The following is an 18221-nucleotide window of genomic DNA, read 5'->3' as shown; positions in this document are numbered from 1 at the left end:
GCTTGCACAATTCTTGCGGCGAAACGATGACGGTCAGCCGATAGGACGAGCCGCTACGTCAGTAGCGGTAGTCCTGATCGAAACCCTCGGTCGAGCCGACGCTGATATCGCCGAGCGTGCGGAAGCTCAGGCGTGCGCTGACGGTCCAGTCGTTGGCGGCCGTGTCCGACGGCTTGTCCGAATAGGCAACCGTAAAGATCGTGCATTCGTCCGCATAGCTGATGCCGATGCCGCGCCGGATCAGTTCCTTGTCCGTGAGATCCCAGGTCGCCGTGCCGGCAAGCGCCCAGTTTTCGTTGATCCGGAAGCTCATCGAGTGCTTCAGCACGTCTCTTGCGTCGTCCGAACCGTATTCCGGCTGAGCATCGACCTGCGTGTAGACCAGCGTGCCGCTCACCCGCGGCGTCGTGTAGGAAAGCGAGGCATCGGTGCGCTTGATCGCGAGCGTCTTCTCGTCGAAGCGGGCGTTTGCCCCGATCGTGAAGCCCTGCGGCAGATCGACGGCCGCCATCGCGACATAATCGGACCGGCGCGTTTCGAGACCGGAATTGGCGCCTGCCTGAACCAGGTCCTCGGTCGCGAACGAGTTCTGGCCGGCGATCTGGTAGGACTGGCCGACAATGCTGCGCACGCCGATGCCATTGGCGAAGGTGCCGGTATAACGCAGGCCGACATTGGCGCGCGTGCCGCCTTCGACACGGTCGAAGCCCGAGAACTTGTCGCGCTCGAACAGGCTGGTGGCGTCGAAGACGAAGCTCTGTGCATCCTCGTTCGGCAATCCGCCGGCCATCTGCTCATCGGGGCGCGCGAAGATCTGCGCGATCGGCTCGATGATATGGCTGCTGTTTTCGGTGGTCAGCAGGATCGGATACCGGGCTTCAAGACCGGCCGTGAGCATGTAACGGCCGTTGGCGCCTTCGGTCTCCATGTCACCGAAATAGGCCCCCGGCGTGCCGGAACCGGTATGGCGGATGCCGTCGCCGCGGGCGGCGAGGATCGGCGTCAGCAGCAGGCCGTCGAGCGTATTGAAGGTGCGCTTCCATTCGGCTTCCACGGTCAAGCGGCTGTAGCTGCCTTCAAGACCCGGGAAACGATTGGTCGTGCCCTCCCTGTACCAGTCGTCTTCGCGACGGGACAGGTTGGTAATGTTGGAGGTGACCGAAAGCTCGCCGCCGAGGATCGGTTCCGGCGCGTAGTAGGTGTAGTCGAGCGAGGGGTAGACGATCGCCTGCTTCTGTTCCGCCGTGTTGCTGTAGGTGTCGTCCTGGATGTTGAAATAATAGTTGTGCAGGTCGAAGTGGTTCCGCGTCCCCAGCCCGGTAAGATAGACGTCGTTGGTGAACGTGCCGCCGCCGACGCCCGTCAGCTTGTAGGTCCGCGAAAAATTGTTGTCGCTCTGGGTCATGACGTTCCAGCCGAACGTCCAGCGCGGATTGATCTTGAACTCGCCCTTGGAGGCGGCCATGAGGCGGTTATTCGCAGCCCGGTCGCTGGTATTCGGATCGAAGGCTTCCGGATCGTTCTGGTGGATCCCGGCGAAGCGGAACGTGTGTTCGCCCGTCTCGAACTTGTTACGGATCTCGCCCTGAAGCAGCAGCCCCTGATTTGAGTAATAGGTAGGGCTGAGCGTCGCATCCATGCTCGGCGAGAACACGTGATAGTAGGGCACGGTCACGCCGAAGCCGAGGTTGTCGCTCGCACTGTATTGCGGGAACAGAAGGCCCGACTTGCGCTCGACCGTTTCGTCCGGCACCTCGATCGCAAAAGGCAGGCGACCGATCGGCAGTCCGAACAGTTCGAACTGGGCGTTCTCAAGCCGAATCGTATGGGTCTGGCCATTGCGGACCACCCGTTGCGCCTTGACCTGCCAGAGCGGAGCCTTGCCCGGCGTCTGGGTGCAGGGAAGGCAGGCGGTGTAGACGGTATTGTTCAGCACCATCAGGTCGCCAGGCTGGCGCTCGGCGCTCTCCGCGGCAAGGCGGGTATTGTCGGTGGTCTCGACGCGGAGCGCGTTGATGAAACCTTCACCGAAGCTGTCGGTGACGTCCAGCTGTTCGGCATAGACGCGGCTGCCGCCCGGCTCGATCAGCTCGATATTGCCGGTCGCCATGACGCGGCCGCTCTTCTGGTCGTACTGGACGCGCTGCGCCACCATCTTGTAGCGGTTGTAATAGATCTGCACGCCACCGGTCGCGGTGACCACTTCGGCGTCCTGATTATAGACGAGCTCATTGGCGCGCAGCAGCATCTTGGCGCCGTCCGCTGCCTGAGGCACCAGACCCTGCGCTTGCACAACCGTTGCGGATACGCCGAATACGCATACAGACACACCTGTCAGCAGGGCGGCGGCGAGCCGTCTTATATGTTTGCGGTCACTTACCGCCACTAGCCATCCTCCTGATGAAGCAGAATTGTCGTCCCCAGTGCCGTCGCGACGATCACTGGAATCCAGACCGCCACGAAAGGAGGAATTGCCCCGCTGCTCCCGAATGCCTTCACAAGCACCGTGACGACATAAAGCACGAAGCCAGAAACTATTCCACCCAGAATCACGGAGCGCGACTGGGCGAACCGACTGAATTTTAATGAGACTGTTGCAGCAATGAGAGTCATGGCCACAAGCAGGATCGGCAGAGAGAGAAGCGAGTGGTACTGCGTCTCGAGCGCCTTTGTGGGAATGCCGAAAGATTTGCTGACCTCGATTTTTCTGGAAAGATCAAAAAACGCAACAGTATCAGGCTGCGCCAGGCTCTCCTGGATATATTCCCGCTTCAAGTTGGTGCGAACCTGTGCTGTCTCGCGACGCACCGGAATTTCGCCCGGCCGGTTTTCCAAAACCTCGTTAAGCAGCCAGTAACCATCTTCCAATTTTGCCGTCTTGGCATCCTGCCGCAGGATCACACGGCCATCCTTGTCGAACTGGAAAGCCACCACGTCGACAAGCAGCGTTCCCTTCTCCTGATAGCTCTTGGCGCCGATGACCGTATCGTCGTCGCCGCTGATCTGGCGGATCCAGGGAATGAAGGTGGAGGCCCGGGAGCGGTTGCTCGCTTCGCGCCAGCTGGCCTCCATGGAAGCGGATTCGCGCTGGCCCCAGGCGGCGAGCGGATTGATTACAAGCAAGGTGGCTAGCCCGATCAGAAACGCTCCGATGACGAAGGGCGAGATGAACTGCCAAACGGAGATGCCTGCGGCACGTGTCACCACCAACTCGTAACGGCGGTTGAGAGCGATGAGCACCGTCATCCCGATGAACAGGCTGAGCGTCGGGATGGTCTGCTGCAGGATCAGCGGTACGCGCATTGCGGTCATCGCCAGCCCGGCCGACACAGTGTAGCCGCTGAAGCCCGACATGCGGCGGCTGGTTTCGCTGAAGTCGGCGAGGAAGATGATGGCGCCGACGCCGAGCAGGAACCAGAGCGCTGTGATGATATAACGACGGAAGAAATACCGGCCGAGCGTGGTGAAGATCATGCCGTGCCTCCGTCCGAAGTCCGCGAGGCTGGCATGCGCCGCTGCAGGCTGCTGCCCAGGCGCGACATGCCGCGAGCGATGAAGCGCGGCGCCGAGAACTGCCGGTTGGTGGCAAGCATGAAGATCGAGATCAGCGAGAAGACGATCGGCACCGCGTAGGGGAGCGGGATGTAGAGCGGATGGCGTTCGACCATGTTGGTGGCCGAGAACCCGAGCCAGCGCACGCCGAAGGCGAGGAACAGCGCAAACACCATTGGGTGGACCCGGGTCTGCCGGTGAGAGCGGGTGCTGCCGGCAATGACCAGCGAAATCAGCGCGAAGGTGATCGGGAAAAGCCAGTCGGACAAGCGCCTGTGCAGTTCCGACCGGTAGGCATCCGGCGACTTCTGATAGAGCGGGTCGTTCGGATCCGGGTTCAGCAGGAAGGCGAGGCTGCGGTCGGACGAATATTGCGGCAGCCCGCCTTCCGCCTTCGCCATCGCCGACAAATCGAAGGCATAGGAGACGAACTTGATGATCGAGATGCGCCCGTCGGCGGATTTACGATGGACTTCGCCGTCACGCATGGTGAGCGACGTGCCGCTTTCGTCGATCGATCCCTCGCGGGCGTAATAGATGAGATCGAAATTCGGGTCGCGATAATCGACGACGAACAGGCCCTTGAGCACCCGGCCGGAATGGCGCTCCGAAATCTGCACGTAGAGACCCGGCTCGATACTGCGGAAGGTCTTTTCCTCGATGACGGAGGAGAGGAGGTCGGCGTAGGCGGCGGCAACCATCTGGCGGGCCGCGACGCGAGACGGCGGCTCGACGAAATTGGTCACCAGGAAGGAGAACATGCTGAGCGCAATGCCGAGCATCAGCACCGGCCGGTAGATGATGTTGCGCGATGCGCCGGCCGCGTCGATGACCGGCAGTTCCGAATCGTTATTCATCGCCGTCAGCGTCTGGGTGATGCCGATGACGAGCGCGAAGGGCAGCACGACGGGGATGATGGTCGGCAGGATATAGGTGGCAAGAGTCGCGAACGAGCCCATCGACTGGCCGGTATCGGTGACCAGGTTGATGCGTCCTAGCACCTGGATGGTCCAGATGATGGTGAGCACCGGCAGCAGCGTCACCAGGAACATCTGGAAAATCCGGCGCAATATGTAGACTTCGAGAAGCTTCATTCCGGCCTAGATACCTTGCACAACGTCACCCGGGGAGTGGTGACAGCTAGTTACCCCGAGATGACGGTCGCGCCTATCTAAGCGATTGGTATCAGCATTGCGACAGGGCTCGCGTCACAAATTTGTTTGCGAATTCCGTTTTCTTCTTCGCTGTGACATTTCGAAACACGCAGCGACGCCCGCATAGACCACCAGCGACGACAACCAGCCGAGCGTCACGTCCGAAAAGTAATGGCCGCCGAAGGAGGTCCTGAGCGCCGGCGAGATCAGCGAGATGGCGATCAGCGGGGGCCCGAGCACCGGACGCAGCGGTTTCGGCAGCAAAACGATCAGGCAGGCCAGCCATCCGGCGCCCGCCGCCTCGCCGGAAATGAAGGAACAGTTGCCGACGCAGGCACCGCCGAAATCGCCGGCCGGCGTGAACACGTCCTTGCCGCCGAAAAAGTCGGTCTCGTAGGGGCGGGGCCGGTTGGAGACCTGCTTCAGGATCAGGTTGACCAGCACATAGGGGCCGATCAGGAAGGAAACCAGGGCGATGGAATAATCCCGCGTCTTGCGGGGGCTGTAGGTCGTGCCATGGTGCTGCAGGTTGGCGATCAGCCGATAGAGGATCCAGATCGCAACCAGCGCCGGCAGGTAGAAGAGGATGCGCCGGATCAGGACGAACAGGGTTTCGGTACCATAGGGGAAGCTGCCGCAGACCCGGCCCTGTTCGATGGCGTTGCCGCAGTTGGCCTGGGCGAAGAAGGCGCGCGCCACCGCAAGGTCGATCTGGGGCACCAGGTAGAAGACCGCCAGCAGCACCCACCAGAGTGCCATCAGCACGATGAACCATCCCTTCGGCCTGGCGAAGAATCGTCGCATGGCGGCAAGCCATTCGGAAACGGTTTGGGAAGGCGAGGTCATGCGAACTGATCCGTTGGTCGTCGGGCGGCGCGACCCTAGAGCATGGCGCGCCGGATTTGAACAGGGCCGGCTGCCGATAGAAGGGAATGTCCGCTCCTGAAATCAGGCTTTTTGACGCGTCGGAGAAGGGGCAGCGAACCGGTTGACGCGGTTGTGACATCTCGCCCTTGCGCTTCAAGCCGAAACGGCGATGATCGCCGCGTTGTTTACGAAAGCCTCCTGGAGTCGCAATGTCCGTGAAATTCGATATCTCCTTCGCCAAGTCCGCCAAGATCGACGGTGGCCTTGCCATCCAGCTCAAGCTTGCCGGCGACGGGCCGGCGGCAGGTGCTGCCGATGCCGACCCCGCCGGCATCGTGCCCCGGGCGGCGGAGATCGCGAAGTTTTCCGGCAAGCCGATGTCGACGCTGGACCTCATTGCGCCGCAAGGATCGCCGGCCGACCGGCTGGTCGTGCTGGGGCTGGGCAAGGCCGAGAGCCTGACCGCCTACGACTGGCTGAAGGCGGGCGGCATCGCTGCGTCCACGGTCAAGTCGATGACCAAGGTGGCGATCTTTGCGGATGTGCCTGGCCTTGCAGTCGGCGCGGCCGAATTGGCCGGCTTCGCGCTCGGCATGCTGCTGCGGGCCTATAGTTTCGACACCTACAAGACCAAGAAGGGCGACGACGAGGAAAAGGAGCCGAAAACGGTGAAGGTGACGATCGTCACCGCCGAGCATGCGGCCGCCAAGAAGGCCTTTGCCGAATCCGAAGCGATTGCCGGCGGCGTGCTTTTGGCCCGCGAGCTCGTCAACCTGCCGCCGAACGTGCTCGGGCCGGTCGAGTTCGCGGATCGGGCGAAGGAGCTCGAAAAACTCGGCGTCGAGGTGGAAATCCTTACCGAAAAGGACATGAAGAAGCTCGGCATGGGCGCGCTTCTCGGCGTGGCGCAGGGGTCGGTGCGGCCGCCGCGGCTCGCCATCATGCAATGGAAGGGCGGCAAGCCTAAGGATGCGCCGGTCGCCTTCATCGGCAAGGGCGTCGTTTTCGACACCGGCGGCATTTCCATCAAGCCGGGTGCGGGCATGGAGGACATGAAGGGCGACATGGGCGGCGCGGCCGCCGTCATCGGGCTCATGCATACGCTTGGCGCCCGCAAGGCCAAGGTCAACGCGATCGGCATTCTCGGCCTCGTCGAGAACATGCCGGACGGCAATGCCCAGCGGCCGGGTGACATCGTCACCACCATGTCGGGCCAGACGATCGAGATCATCAACACCGATGCGGAAGGCCGCCTCGTGCTTGCCGATGCGCTTCACTATTGCAACGATCGCTTCAAGCCGCGTTTCATGATCAATCTCGCCACCCTGACCGGTGCGATTCTGGTGGCGCTTGGCAATCTCCAGGCAGGCCTGTTTTCCAACGACGACACGCTTGCCGGCCAATTGACCGGCGTCGGCCAGGTGACAGGCGAGCGTCTGTGGCGCATGCCGCTCGGCAAGGACTACGACAAGCTGATCGATTCGAAATTCGCCGACATGAAGAATACCGGCGGCCGCAATGCAGGGTCGATCACCGCGGCGCAGCTGCTGAAGCGCTTCGTCGGCGAGACGCCCTGGGCGCATCTCGACATTGCCGGCACGGCGATGAATTCGCCGTCGAACGAGATCAACCAGTCCTGGGGATCGGGTTACGGCGTGCGGCTGCTGGACGAACTCGTGCGGGCGCACTACGAGAGCTGATGACTGAGGTTCTCTTTTACCATCTGACCGAATCCAAGCTGGAAGACGCGCTGCCGGCGCTCCTTGAAAAGAGCGTCGAGCGCGGCTGGAAGGTGGCGGTGCAGACGAGCGGGGATGTGCGTCGGGATTTTCTCGACGCGCATCTCTGGACCTTTCGCGAGGACAGTTTCCTGCCGCATGGCACCGATGCCTCGCCGATGGCCGAGGCGCAGCCGGTGCTGCTGACGTCGGCTGCCGAAAACGGCAATGGTGCGACGGTTCGTTTTCTGGTGGACGGTGCCGAGCCGCCGCCGATTGCAGATTATGACCGGATCGTCTTTATGTTCGACGGCTACGATACCGTCCAGGTCGACAATGCCCGCGCCCAGTGGAAGAAGCTGAAGGGCGAGGGGCATGCGCTGACCTATTGGCAGCAGTCGGAAGAGGGGCGCTGGGTCAAGAAAGCCTGACCCTGCGCGTTCTTGCCCCTCAGTTCAGCCAGGCCATCATCATCGACGAATTGTTGTGGCGCAGGCGAACCACCTTGTAGCCTTCGGCGCTCAACTGCGTCAGCAGAGCCGGCAGCATGGCCGCGGTGCGGGCATGGATGTCGTGCAGCAGGATGATGCCCTTGCCGTTGGCGCGCAGCGAATTCATCGTTCGTGTCGCGACGGCGGCGGGAGAAACGCCGAAATAGTCCTTGGAATCGATCTGCACGTCCAGCACGACCATGCCGTTCGAGCCGACCCACTGGCGCAGACGGCTTGTATCGGCGAGGTAGGGGAAGCGGAAGAAGCCGGCATCCTCGTGGGTGACGCTGGTCACCGCATCCCGCCCCTTTTCGATCTCGGCGATGGCCGCATCGAAGGAAAGGTGCTGCAGGTCGGCATGGCGATAGGTATGGCTGCCGATCGTGTGGCCGGCATTGACGACCTTGCGAGCGATCTCCGGATGGGCCTTGGCCATCTGCCCGACCATCAGGAAGGTCGCCTTGACGTCGTATTCGTCGAGGATGGAGAGGATCTTCTCGGTCTTCTTCGGCATCGGGCCGTCGTCGAAGGTCAGCACGACCTCCTTGTTGGCGAGCTTCAGGTCGGACAGCGACGAGACGGTGAGGGTGCGGCCGGAAAGGCTGCCAGGATTGTTGAAACGCCCCCAGGCGACCGGCGTCAGCGCCACCGGCGAATCCGCCTCGGCCTTCTTGGCCGGCTTGGTTGAGGAGAGCGCCTTGGCGGGCGCAAATGAAGTGGCAAGCGAGCCGCTCTCGGTCTGGCTGCGACCGGCGCAGGAGGAAAGAAGGCACGCGACGGCAGCGGCGACGCAAAGGACGCGGACGGACATGGGGAGGACTCGGCTAAAAAGTGACTAAGGAGTTGAAGCGAAGTCACATTCGCCGATTATGGTTAATGGCTGGTTATGAGGATGGCTTCGACCGGAAAACTTTGATGACCGGAAGGTCGGTTCTGTGGACGTCTATGAGCCGCTGCGTTTCCGCTGGATAAGCTGATCGAGTACGAAGCCGTCGATATCGGTCTTGATCTGCATCCACATCGGAAGATGGTCCGAAAGTTGGTAGGTGAATTGCGCCTTGTCCAGATCCGGAAACAGAGGCTTATGGTCTTCGCAATAAAAGTCGAGAACGCCGCCAGCATTGGCGAAATTTTCCGGTATGCGCGGCGAATGGAGAATCTGGTCGTATCGTTTGTCGCGAGCGAGATTGCTGCCGAACTCATCGGCAATGAGGGCGGCGGGCAGTTTCAATCCGCGTGAGGTCAGCGCCTTGAACATTGGGTCGTTGCGATTCGGGATATTGAAATCGCCCATGACAATGATGTCCTTGTCCTCGCCGTTCGGCTCGTTCATCTTGGCGTAGATCCAGTTGGCCAAACCTTGGATTTCTTCCTGTCGCTTGCTGTTGTCGTCCCCCCAGCGCACGTGTGTCGTAAAGGCGAGAAAGTCGAAATTGCCTGATTTGAACGAGGCCACATAGGGCGCGCGCCACCAGCTGGTTTCCGGAAGATATTCCTTCCCGCGTTTTTTCCTGGGAGGACTGGCCTCGGCGGCCAGTCCGTTGAAGGTGACCGCACGCTGATCATAAACGTAGCAGACCCGCTCACGATTCCCGCCAAAATCAAGAATTGCGTCAGAATAGATCGCGTCCCAGTACGGCCCGAGGATCGGCAGGATCTGTTGCAGGTCAGCGAGATTGTCACGCAGTTCGACGATCGCAACGAGGTCGAACTGTCCGATAATCTCAGCGATATAGTGGAGAGCGGCTTTGGTACGCCGCTTCTTGCCGAATTCGCGGATGTTCCAGGTTGCTATATTCAAAGTTTCATCGAGCTTCGAGGCCGGTATCTTGGCCTTCTCGATGCGACCCTGCAACGTCTTTAGACCCTGCGCTATCTCCAAGGAAACATTGCCGTGAAACACTGAAGCCCCCAACCGTTCACGAGATGAGGCTATCAAGGGTTGCGTATTCGTGCAATGCACCTTTCTACGGCGTGCTTACCCCGCCATCGCCTCTTCGTATTCCGACGACAGCATCAGCCATTCCTCTTCGGCGGCGGAGAGCTTTGCGGCGGCTTCGCCGCGTTCCTTGGCCTTCTGTGCCGCCTTGGCGGGCGTTTTTTCGTAGAGGGCGGGGTCCGCAAGTTCTTTATCAAGAGCCTTGATCAGTTTCTCCAGCTTGGCGGTTACAGCCTCGATTTCGTTGATCTTTTTCTTGAGCGGCGCGAGCGATGCGCGCTTTTCGGCATTCGCCTTGCGCTGGTCCGCCTTCGAGGACAGATCTTCGGTCAGCTCAACTTTTTCGTCTTTTTTTTTGCCGGAGCTGACAATCAGGTTGCGGTATTCCTCCATGTCGCCTTCGAAATTCGACACGGTGCCGTTGTTGACCAGCCACAGCCGGTCGACGGTGGCCTCGATCAGGTGACGATCATGGCTGATCAGGATGACGGCGCCTTCGTAGTCGTTGAGCGCCTCGATGAGCGCCCGGCGGCTGTCGATGTCGAGATGGTTGGTCGGTTCGTCGAGGATCAGGAGGTTGGGCGCGTGGAAGGCGGCAAGGCCCATCAGCAGTCGCGCCTTTTCGCCGCCTGACAGGTCTTTTGCCGCCGTCGCCATCTTTTCCGTCGCAAGCCCCATCTGCGCCACGCGGGCGCGAACCTTGGCCTCGGGCGCATCCGGCATAAGCCGGCGCACGTGGGCAACGGGCGAATCCGCCGGCACGAGATCGTCGAGCTGGTGCTGGGCGAAGAAACCGATCTTCAGGTTGGGCGCGAGGCGGATATCGCCGCTCTCCGCCTTGAGGCGGCTGGCGATGAACTTGGCGAAGGTCGACTTGCCGTTGCCGTTCGAACCGAGCAGGGCGATGCGGTCGTCATTGTCGATGCGCAGCGTGATGTTCTTGAGGATCGGCTTGCCCGGTTCGTAACCGACGGCGGCACTCTGGATCGCAACGATCGGCGAGGCTGGCTGTTTTTCCGGCTCCGGAAAGGTGATCGGCTGCACGTGATCCTCGATCACCGCAGCGACCGTACCCATGCGCTCCAGCGCCTTGACGCGGCTCTGCGCCTGCCGGGCCTTGGTGGCCTTGGCCTTGAAGCGGTCGATGAAGCTCTGCAGGTGCTTGCGGGCCGCCTCGTTCTTGGCCTTGGCCTTGGTCTGCAATTCGTCGGCCTCGGCCTTCTGCCGCTCGAACTGGTCGTAGCCGCCGCGGTAGAAGGTCAGCTTCTTCTGGTCGAGATGCACGATGGCATTGACCGCGTTGTTGAGGAGGTCGCGGTCATGGCTGATGATGATGACGGTATGCGGATAACGCCGGATATAATCCTCCAGCCACAACGTGCCTTCGAGATCGAGATAGTTGGTCGGTTCGTCGAGCAGCAGCAGGTCGGGCTCGGCAAACAGGACGGAGGCGAGCGCCACGCGCATCCGCCAGCCACCCGAAAACGACGAGGCAGGGCGGGACTGCGCTTCCTGGGAGAAGCCGAGACCGGCGAGAATACTGGCCGCGCGCGCCTCTGCCGAATGCGCGTCGATATCGACGAGCCGCATCTGGATGTCGGCGATGCGATGCGGGTCGGTTGCCGTTTCAGCCTCGGCCAGCAGCGCGGCACGCTCCTTGTCGGCGGAAAGCACGATCTCGATCAGCGAATCCTCGGTACCCGGTGCCTCCTGCGCCACCTGGCCGAGACGCGCGTTTTTCGGATAGGAGACCGAACCGGTTTCCGAGCCGAGCTCACCGGTGATGACCTTGAACAGCGTGGATTTGCCTGCGCCGTTGCGGCCGACGAGCCCAGCCTTGGTGCCCGCAGGAAGCGTCACGCTGGCATTGTCGAGGAGGAGGCGCCCGGCGATGCGTGCTGAAAGTTCGGAAATGGTGATCATGGCCGGGGTTTTGGCCGAAACCCGGTTTTTTGGCAAGGGCGCCGATGAAAGGGCGCCAATGAATCGGCATCTCGCTGTTCCGAGGGAAACAGAAGGCGATTGCGCGCTCTGGTAGACGATTGCGGCGGCACTGCCGTCAGGCGTGCGTGGTCACGCTGAATTTCAATCGGGAGAGCGAATGCCATGAGAATGAGAAGATGGACGTGGTCGATGCTGCTGTCGGCATCCGCCCTGATGATGCCGTTCAGCGCGGGTGCGGTGGAGTTTACGTGCTGGAACCCGGGCGGCGCGGGTCTGGTGGCGGGGGCCGCCGAATACTGGACGCCGGAGAGAATTGCCAATGCAATTCCGTTTGGTGAGACGATCCCTCCGGGCGAGGGCGGTTTTCCTGGGCAACTGCGTAACCTCAAGGATTCCGAGGCCGAGCGCGCGCCGATCGATGAGGTGCCTTATAAATTCGGAGGCAAGCTGCTTTTTACGCTGGGTGGTATTGGTTACCAGGCCAGCGCCCAGTTTGTCGCGGACGACAGAATAGTCATGGGTGCCGCTCATTCTGCCTGGGGGAACGGAAACCAGGCCACCAATATCCGGTTCTATCAGGGCTATGCAGGCGGTGGCGGAACTCTTTACCATATCGACAGGGTGGCGGTGCTGTTGCGCTGGACCGAGGTGGCAGGTAATCCCCCGAGCTTAGCGCGGTCGCAGTTCGACTATTCGGTGATGCGGACCACCGCAGCTTCCGCAGTCGGAAAATATGAACTCGGGATAGCCGGCGCCGGGGTGGGCGAGGATGTGACGATCACCGGTTACCCTTCGCGGCTTGACGGCGGCGCGTATATGTACCGGGAAACGGCCCGTATCGCGGCGCAGGCCGGCACCGCCTACGACGCCCGTCCGCATCCCATGTATGGCGGTGGTGCCAGCGGCGGGGCGTGGTTCGTCACCGCCGACAATGTCCACAAGGCGGTCAGCGTTGTCTCCAGCGGTGCACCCGACGGAGTCTATGGTCCGAGTTTCACGCAGGACACCGCCGACTTGGTCACGATAGTCAAGAATGGCTGCCCGTGAGCCGCAGGATCCGGACCGGCGGGTCGAACATCGGCCCGGCGCCGCAGAGGCATCCGCGTCGTTCAGGCCGCCGGGTCTGAATGACGCGAGATGATCTGCAACGATCTCTTGTTGAAGATGACGATTCGGTGCTGTCGCACGCCGATCAGCCGCTCGCTCTTCCATGCTTGTAGCTGCGCATTGATGCGTGGCCGGCTGGCATTGATCAGCTGGCCCATACGGCTCTGTGATATCGGTTTTTCGATGAGGATGCCGTCGCTGGTCGATCGTCCGTGGGATGCACCGAGATTGAGCAGAAGACGCGCAAGGCGAGTCTCCAGCGGGTAAAGCGCCATTCCTTCCGCAAACATGATGGTGTGATGGAGCTTCCGGGCGATCGTTCGCATGAGGTATGAAGATACCTGCGGGATTGCCGAGAGTTCGTTGAATGTCTTCCGGTCGATTTCCAGCAGCCGTGTCGCGCCACAGATCGCCGCATTCGAGGAATGCCGGTAGTTGAGGGCGAACTCGATCTCGCCGACTGCGTCTCCCGGTTGAAGTTCTGAAAAAATCACTTCGTTGCCCTCCTCGGATATAAAATAAAGATAAATGCCGCCGGAGAGTATAATGTAAAGAGTATCGCATGCATCTCCATTCATAAATAGTGTTCTTTTGTCTCTATATGTATTTATATTTATCCGGTTCGCGAACGATGAAATTACATGGTCATCGGCGGCGCTGAAAAGCTCCATTTTTCTGATCTCGTCTGAGATCGTCAAATTCTTTGTTGTTTTCATCTGCTCATGACCACCCTGAGATCGGAAACTTGGTTGCCGTCGGTGGGATTGATATTTAGCGACAATGCAAATCAGGGTTGTTACCTATGTGACATATTTTGCGATTTAAATATCCTAGGTTGTGTTGGTGCAAGCGGCACTCAGAGACGCTGGTGCTCGCAAGCATAGACGCCGTCACCGCGTGGTGTGGTCGCGGCAAACCCAAAGAGGAGAGGTATTATGACCATTTATATGGGCCAGAACGCGATCAAGGCCTTCAGCGCGCAGGCTGCGGGCCAGCCCTACAGCCTCACGGTTTTGAACGAGAATGCGAAATGGCAGCAGTTTGCCCTGTTCCAGACGATCCCCCAGGTCATCGGGCCGTCGGTCGATCCGCTGTCGCTTGCCTGGATGGTCGGCGGCGCCGCGGCTGGCAGCCCCGACCAGCCGAGCACGTCGTCGTTCAACTGGACGATCGACTACTCCCTGACGGTCGGCTACATCCAGCAGCTGGGTTCCGCGGGCTCGCCGCGTTCCTTCCAGACCGCAAGCTCGGTCGGCGTCATGATCGACAGCCAGAATACGGTGCCGGTGACCTATCAGGGGCCGTTCCCCTACGGCGCCCCCGGTTTCCCGGAGGGTCCCTCCGACGGCGTCAAGGGTCTCATCGTCGCCAAGGCGGACGGCACCATTCCGGCCGTCCCGGTGCAGGCCAGCAAGAGCGTCTACGTCAATGTCGGCATCGCCATGGCCCGCAAGCCGACCATCGCCGTCCAGCTCGAGCCCAACCTCGTCTATCAGTTCACTCCGAAACCGAGATACTACATTCTCGCCGGCTCTTTCGTCGAAGGCCAGGTTATCGACACGGCCACCTCTTCGTCGGCCTATGAGGTGAGCTTTACCGGCGTCACGGATGTCTCCGTGCGGTTCACGCAGCAGAACCAGTTCATGCCCGCATAACGCCTCCGGCTGCCCGCCGTCGGCTTTTCAACAGGATTCGGGTGGTCGGACGCGTTACCCCAGCCGGCAACCGGTCCTCGTTCACAAACTGGAGGCCGCGGGGAACCGCGGCCTTCTGGGCTGGGAGATATACCGTCCTAGGACGCCCGTTTCGTCGCACCGCCGTGAAGTGCGACGATCAGGCGTGGGTTGGCCTTGGCTGCTTCAAGCGCCGTACCGGCCTGGAGGCGGAGTTCCTGCGGTGAGAAGGCGTCGGCGGTGAGCGCCGCCCCGACCGAGAGACCGATTCCGTTCGTGCCGTCGGAGGCGGCAAAGACGAGATTGTCGGTGATCGAGGCGTGCAGCCGTTCGGCGATCGGCTGCACGCTGTCGCGGCTGACGTCGCGGAAGACGAAGGCGAAATCGCCCTTGCCGATGCGCGCCAGGAAATCGTTCTTCTTGATTGCCTTGCGGAAGATCGAGGCGGCCTTCTTGACGATCCGGTTGACAGCCGGTTCGCCGTAGGTGCGGGCGAGGTGCGGCAGGTCGGGGATCGTCACCAGGAACAGCGCGGTATCGTGGCTGTCGGCATCGACGCCGTAAAGCGCCTCCAGCCGTTCGGCGAGAGCGGCATGGTTCGGCAGCGAGGTCAGCCGGTCGCGCAGCGTCACCGAACGGGCGGCGGATGCCTCGCGTTCGGCCTTGACGAGACGATCGGCACCGGCGCGAAGAATGGCTTCCAGTTCGGTTTCGGCGACCACGGCATCGGAAAGCGAGACGCTCAGGTATTCGATCTCGGCCAGAATATCCTCAGGTCCCGCATTGCTGTCCTGTCGCAGGCTGCGGGCGACGGTTTCCAGCACACGGCTGAAGCCCTTTTTCTGGGTGACGCCGCTGGCCATCTTGTCCTGGAGCTCCAGCAGCAGTTTTATCTCCTGATCGCGCCCCCTGACGGGCATGAGCGCGACGAAAGCCGAGAGCTGATGGCGCAGTCCCATCTCGTCGAGCACCGTCTGGGAAGGGCCGGGCGGGAGCGCCAGCACTTCGCGCGAAAGGGCGGGGTCGGCGCCGAGCAGCGCCTCGTGGAAGAGCTCGTAATTGCGCGGCAGGCCGCTCACGTCCAGCTTTGCCATGAGCTGGACGACAGCCTGCAGGCCGCGATCCTGTGCCGTTCTGCTCGCTTCGCCCGCCATCTCTCGTCCCCGCAGGTTGATCCGTTTGTTCGATAGTGCGACAAGTCATGCGGGACCGGCTTTTAACATTTGCTGAAAAGGGCGGAATTGTCGGTAGTCACGGTTAAGGGATCGTCGAGACAATCGATCGAATGCGATCCATGAAATTTCCTGATTGGATTCAAAAGAGAATTTGCTTTCAATATCACCAGCCGACCATCCGGATCAGGAGCCTGCCATGACCCGTATTCTCTATTCGCTCTGCGGCACCGACGAGAGCCGCCCGTTTTCGCCGCATTGCTGGAAAGTCGTGCAGGCGCTCGCCCACAAGGGCCTCGATTTCATCGAGAAGCCGACGCCGTTTACCGAGATCCCCAGCCTCGAAGGCGGGTTTTCGAAGACGGTGCCGATCCTCAGGGACGGCAACGAGCTGATCCGTGACAGTTTCGAGATCGCGCTTTATCTGGAGGAGGCCTATCCGGACCGGCCGACGCTGTTCGGTGGACCGGCCGGCAAGGCGCTCGCCCGTTTCGTCGAGGGTTTTTCCCAGATGGTGGTCCATACGGCGATCACCAAGATCGCCGTCAAGAACATTCATGACATGCTCGGCGAGACGGATCAGGTCTATTTCCGCACCAGCCGTGAGGCCCGGCTCGGCAGGACGCTGGAAGAGATGGAAGCGAGCCGCCAGGCCGAGATCGACGGCTTTGCGCCAAAACTGGAGCCGATCCGCCACGCCTTGAAATATCATGACTTTATTGGCGGCGACGGCCCGCTTTTCGTCGATTACATCCTGTTCGGCGCGCTGCAATGGATGCGCATCACCGCCGGCGCCAAGGTGTTTTCCGATAACGATCCGGTCGGGCTGTGGTTCGAACGCTGCCTCGACCTGCATAATGGCGTCGGGCGCAGTGTGACAGCGGCGTGAAATTGCCGGAACCCCCTTGTTTCCAGTGAAAGGGGCGGGTAAAGACCCCGCACTTTCCCCCTTATTCACGGGCCACAGGAAACGAAGGATAGAACAATGGCGATTGAACGCACGTTTTCGATGATCAAGCCGGATGCCACCAAGCGCAACCTCACGGGCGCCATCACCAAGGTGTTTGAAGACAATGGCCTGCGCGTCATCGCTTCCAAGCGCGTCTGGATGAGCAAGCGCGAAGCCGAAGGCTTCTACGCCGTTCACAAGGAACGCCCGTTCTTCGGCGAACTCGTCGAAGGCATGACCTCAGGCCCGACCATCGTCCAGGTTCTGGAAGGCGAAAACGCCATCCTGAAGAACCGCGAGATCATGGGCGCCACCAACCCGGCAAACGCCGACGAAGGCACCATCCGCAAGACCTTCGCTCTCTCGATCGGCGAGAACTCGGTTCACGGTTCCGACGCTCCGGAAACCGCCGCCCAGGAAATCGCCTACTGGTTCTCCGAAACCGAGATCGTCGGCTGATTTAAGCCCGTCTCGACGGAAGACTTGATAAAACCGGGGTATTGGCCCCGGTTTTTTCGTTTTTGGATATTCGGCTGGCATCTACCGCCTCACGCCGGACAGTCGGCATCGTGGCCATAGTCCACCGTCCCGTCCGGCTTGAAAACCTCTGGGTTGGGTTCATAACCGGCTCCGAGCACCAGCGGCTTGCTGGGAAGCACCGATTGATCGACGTCGGAGACGAGCTGGGTCCTCAATTCCTGCAATGTGCCGCCGCTCGCATCCACCAGCCTGATGTCGACGAAATACGGCTTGTCCTTGCGCACGCACCGGACATTGGGGCTCTGCAGTGTGATCTTGTTCCAGGCGGGGAAGATTTTTTCATTGATGACGATCGGATCGCCACCGGCGGGGTCGTCGAATTTGGCGATCACCACGGTTCCCTCGGGGATCGGGCCGGTCTTGTTCAGCGTCACGAGATAGGTGGCGCTGGCGACCCGGTAATTGAACACGAAGATATGCCCGCTCACTTCGACCAGTTTTTCCGCCTCGCGCTGGCAGGCTGAAAGGGCAAACACTGCAAGGCTGAAAACCACAAGCCGTCGGATCATGACACGGCCTCCTTCTTCCTGCGATGATAATGGCGGTTGGCCTTGACGCGGTTGCCGCACACCGCCATGTCGCACCAGGTGCGGCTGCGGTTTTTGCTGCGGTCTATGAACAGCCAGCCGCAATTGCCGCAGATCTTCATCCGCGAGATCTCTTCGTCGGCAAGCAGCCTGAGCGCCGAATGGGCGGTGGCCGCCTCCAGTGAATTCCTTTCCGCACGGCGCAGGATGGCCGCCGTCGCTTCGAGGAAATCGGCAAGCAATGCCTGTGCATCGTCGCCCAGCACCCGGGCGCGAAAATAGCGGTCTATGGCTTCACGCAGCGCAATGAACGGCGTGTGGTTGTCGGGCTCCACAGGTGCGAGATCGCCGAACAGCGCCCGTTCGGCGGAGAATTTCTCGGCCGCCTTCGGAAAGGCATCCATCTGTTGCGGCTCGGCGAACCGGTCGATGCTGCGTGTCGGGTCGAAGCGCAGGATAACGCTGTTGGCGACATCCAGCGCCAGCGCGCCTCCGGCAAAACGATGCGGGGTCCAGGAAAAGCTCATGGCAATATTATAACTGGTAAACTGCCATTGACCAGTTATATTCGTTGCCGCTATCGGAGTG

The 18221-nt window shown here is 61.0% G+C and carries 17 protein-coding genes; 6 read left to right on the top strand and 11 right to left on the bottom strand.

Annotated elements, in window-relative coordinates; genetic code table 11:
• Positions 1 to 58 precede the first annotated feature (58 nt).
• The 4 genes from ABCW43_RS04710 to ABCW43_RS04695 all read right to left on the bottom strand — a co-directional run bounded on the left by ABCW43_RS04710 (position 59) and on the right by ABCW43_RS04695 (position 5552).
• Entirely contained in the window at positions 59 to 2386 is a 2328-nt protein-coding gene (locus tag ABCW43_RS04710) for an LPS-assembly protein LptD (RefSeq protein ID WP_345922321.1), read from the bottom strand.
• A complete protein-coding gene (lptG, locus tag ABCW43_RS04705) occupies positions 2386 to 3474 on the bottom strand; it encodes an LPS export ABC transporter permease LptG (RefSeq protein ID WP_210011307.1) in 1089 nt (362 codons plus the stop codon). Before lptG ends, ABCW43_RS04710 begins: the two co-directional genes overlap by 1 nt.
• Positions 3471 to 4646 carry an LPS export ABC transporter permease LptF gene (gene lptF, locus ABCW43_RS04700; RefSeq protein WP_345922320.1) on the bottom strand — a complete coding sequence of 392 codons (1176 nt, stop codon included), beginning with the start codon at positions 4644 to 4646 and terminating at the stop codon, positions 3471 to 3473. The genes lptG and lptF overlap by 4 nt, the downstream gene beginning before the upstream one ends.
• A gap of 114 nt (positions 4647 to 4760) precedes the next feature.
• Positions 4761 to 5552, bottom strand: a complete 792-nt coding sequence (locus tag ABCW43_RS04695) for a phosphatase PAP2 family protein (protein ID WP_345922319.1) — start codon at positions 5550 to 5552, stop codon at positions 4761 to 4763.
• A gap of 230 nt (positions 5553 to 5782) precedes the next feature.
• Between ABCW43_RS04695 and ABCW43_RS04690 the strand changes: the two genes are divergently transcribed.
• Positions 5783 to 7273 (top strand): leucyl aminopeptidase, encoded by a 1491-nt coding sequence (locus ABCW43_RS04690; protein ID WP_345922318.1) that lies wholly within the window; start codon positions 5783 to 5785, stop codon positions 7271 to 7273.
• Positions 7273 to 7722: a DNA polymerase III subunit chi gene (locus tag ABCW43_RS04685; protein ID WP_345922317.1), complete on the top strand. Its 450-nt coding sequence runs from the start codon at positions 7273 to 7275 to the stop codon at positions 7720 to 7722. Before ABCW43_RS04690 ends, ABCW43_RS04685 begins: the two co-directional genes overlap by 1 nt.
• Before the next feature lie 19 nt (positions 7723 to 7741).
• On the opposite strand, the gene ABCW43_RS04680 is transcribed toward ABCW43_RS04685, so the two are convergent.
• The 3 genes from ABCW43_RS04680 to ABCW43_RS04670 all read right to left on the bottom strand — a co-directional run bounded on the left by ABCW43_RS04680 (position 7742) and on the right by ABCW43_RS04670 (position 11644).
• Positions 7742 to 8593 carry a polysaccharide deacetylase family protein gene (locus tag ABCW43_RS04680; RefSeq protein ID WP_345922316.1) on the bottom strand — a complete coding sequence of 284 codons (852 nt, stop codon included), beginning with the start codon at positions 8591 to 8593 and terminating at the stop codon, positions 7742 to 7744.
• Positions 8594 to 8725: 132 nt separating this feature from the next.
• Positions 8726 to 9685 carry an endonuclease/exonuclease/phosphatase family protein gene (locus ABCW43_RS04675; RefSeq protein ID WP_345922315.1) on the bottom strand — a complete coding sequence of 320 codons (960 nt, stop codon included), beginning with the start codon at positions 9683 to 9685 and terminating at the stop codon, positions 8726 to 8728.
• A gap of 75 nt (positions 9686 to 9760) precedes the next feature.
• The gene (locus ABCW43_RS04670) at positions 9761 to 11644 is read right to left on the bottom strand and encodes an ATP-binding cassette domain-containing protein (RefSeq protein ID WP_345922314.1); all 1884 of its coding nucleotides are present in this window, start codon (positions 11642 to 11644) and stop codon (positions 9761 to 9763) included.
• 210 nt (positions 11645 to 11854) lie between these two features.
• Here ABCW43_RS04670 and ABCW43_RS04665 point away from each other — a divergent pair, with 210 nt between their 5' ends.
• Positions 11855 to 12712 carry a hypothetical protein gene (locus ABCW43_RS04665; protein WP_345922313.1) on the top strand — a complete coding sequence of 286 codons (858 nt, stop codon included), beginning with the start codon at positions 11855 to 11857 and terminating at the stop codon, positions 12710 to 12712.
• A 62-nt stretch (positions 12713 to 12774) separates the two neighbouring features.
• On the opposite strand, the gene ABCW43_RS04660 is transcribed toward ABCW43_RS04665, so the two are convergent.
• On the bottom strand, positions 12775 to 13488 hold the full coding sequence (locus ABCW43_RS04660; protein WP_345922312.1) for a Crp/Fnr family transcriptional regulator: 714 nt from the start codon (positions 13486 to 13488) through the stop codon (positions 12775 to 12777).
• A gap of 219 nt (positions 13489 to 13707) precedes the next feature.
• Between ABCW43_RS04660 and ABCW43_RS04655 the strand changes: the two genes are divergently transcribed.
• Entirely contained in the window at positions 13708 to 14427 is a 720-nt protein-coding gene (locus ABCW43_RS04655) for a RhiA family protein (RefSeq protein ID WP_345922311.1), read from the top strand.
• 137 nt (positions 14428 to 14564) lie between these two features.
• On the opposite strand, the gene ABCW43_RS04650 is transcribed toward ABCW43_RS04655, so the two are convergent.
• Entirely contained in the window at positions 14565 to 15599 is a 1035-nt protein-coding gene (locus ABCW43_RS04650) for a GGDEF domain-containing protein (protein WP_345922310.1), read from the bottom strand.
• Positions 15600 to 15816: 217 nt separating this feature from the next.
• On the opposite strand from ABCW43_RS04650, the gene ABCW43_RS04645 reads away from it, so the two are divergent.
• On the top strand, positions 15817 to 16506 hold the full coding sequence (locus tag ABCW43_RS04645; protein ID WP_345922309.1) for a glutathione S-transferase family protein: 690 nt from the start codon (positions 15817 to 15819) through the stop codon (positions 16504 to 16506).
• Positions 16507 to 16602: 96 nt separating this feature from the next.
• Positions 16603 to 17025: a nucleoside-diphosphate kinase gene (gene ndk / locus ABCW43_RS04640; RefSeq protein WP_007769585.1), complete on the top strand. Its 423-nt coding sequence runs from the start codon at positions 16603 to 16605 to the stop codon at positions 17023 to 17025.
• A gap of 89 nt (positions 17026 to 17114) precedes the next feature.
• On the opposite strand, the gene ABCW43_RS04635 is transcribed toward ndk, so the two are convergent.
• Together ABCW43_RS04635 and ABCW43_RS04630 are read right to left on the bottom strand one after the other, a co-directional pair.
• On the bottom strand, positions 17115 to 17615 hold the full coding sequence (locus ABCW43_RS04635; protein ID WP_345922308.1) for a hypothetical protein: 501 nt from the start codon (positions 17613 to 17615) through the stop codon (positions 17115 to 17117).
• Positions 17612 to 18160 (bottom strand): CGNR zinc finger domain-containing protein, encoded by a 549-nt coding sequence (locus ABCW43_RS04630; protein ID WP_345922307.1) that lies wholly within the window; start codon positions 18158 to 18160, stop codon positions 17612 to 17614. Before ABCW43_RS04630 ends, ABCW43_RS04635 begins: the two co-directional genes overlap by 4 nt.
• Between the last annotated feature and the right edge of the window lie 61 nt (positions 18161 to 18221).

The sequence above is a fragment of the Neorhizobium tunisiense genome, from assembly GCF_039631515.1.
In the GTDB taxonomy this organism is placed as follows: Bacteria; Pseudomonadota; Alphaproteobacteria; order Rhizobiales; family Rhizobiaceae; genus Neorhizobium.
This window is presented reverse-complemented; position numbering and strand designations above follow the sequence as displayed.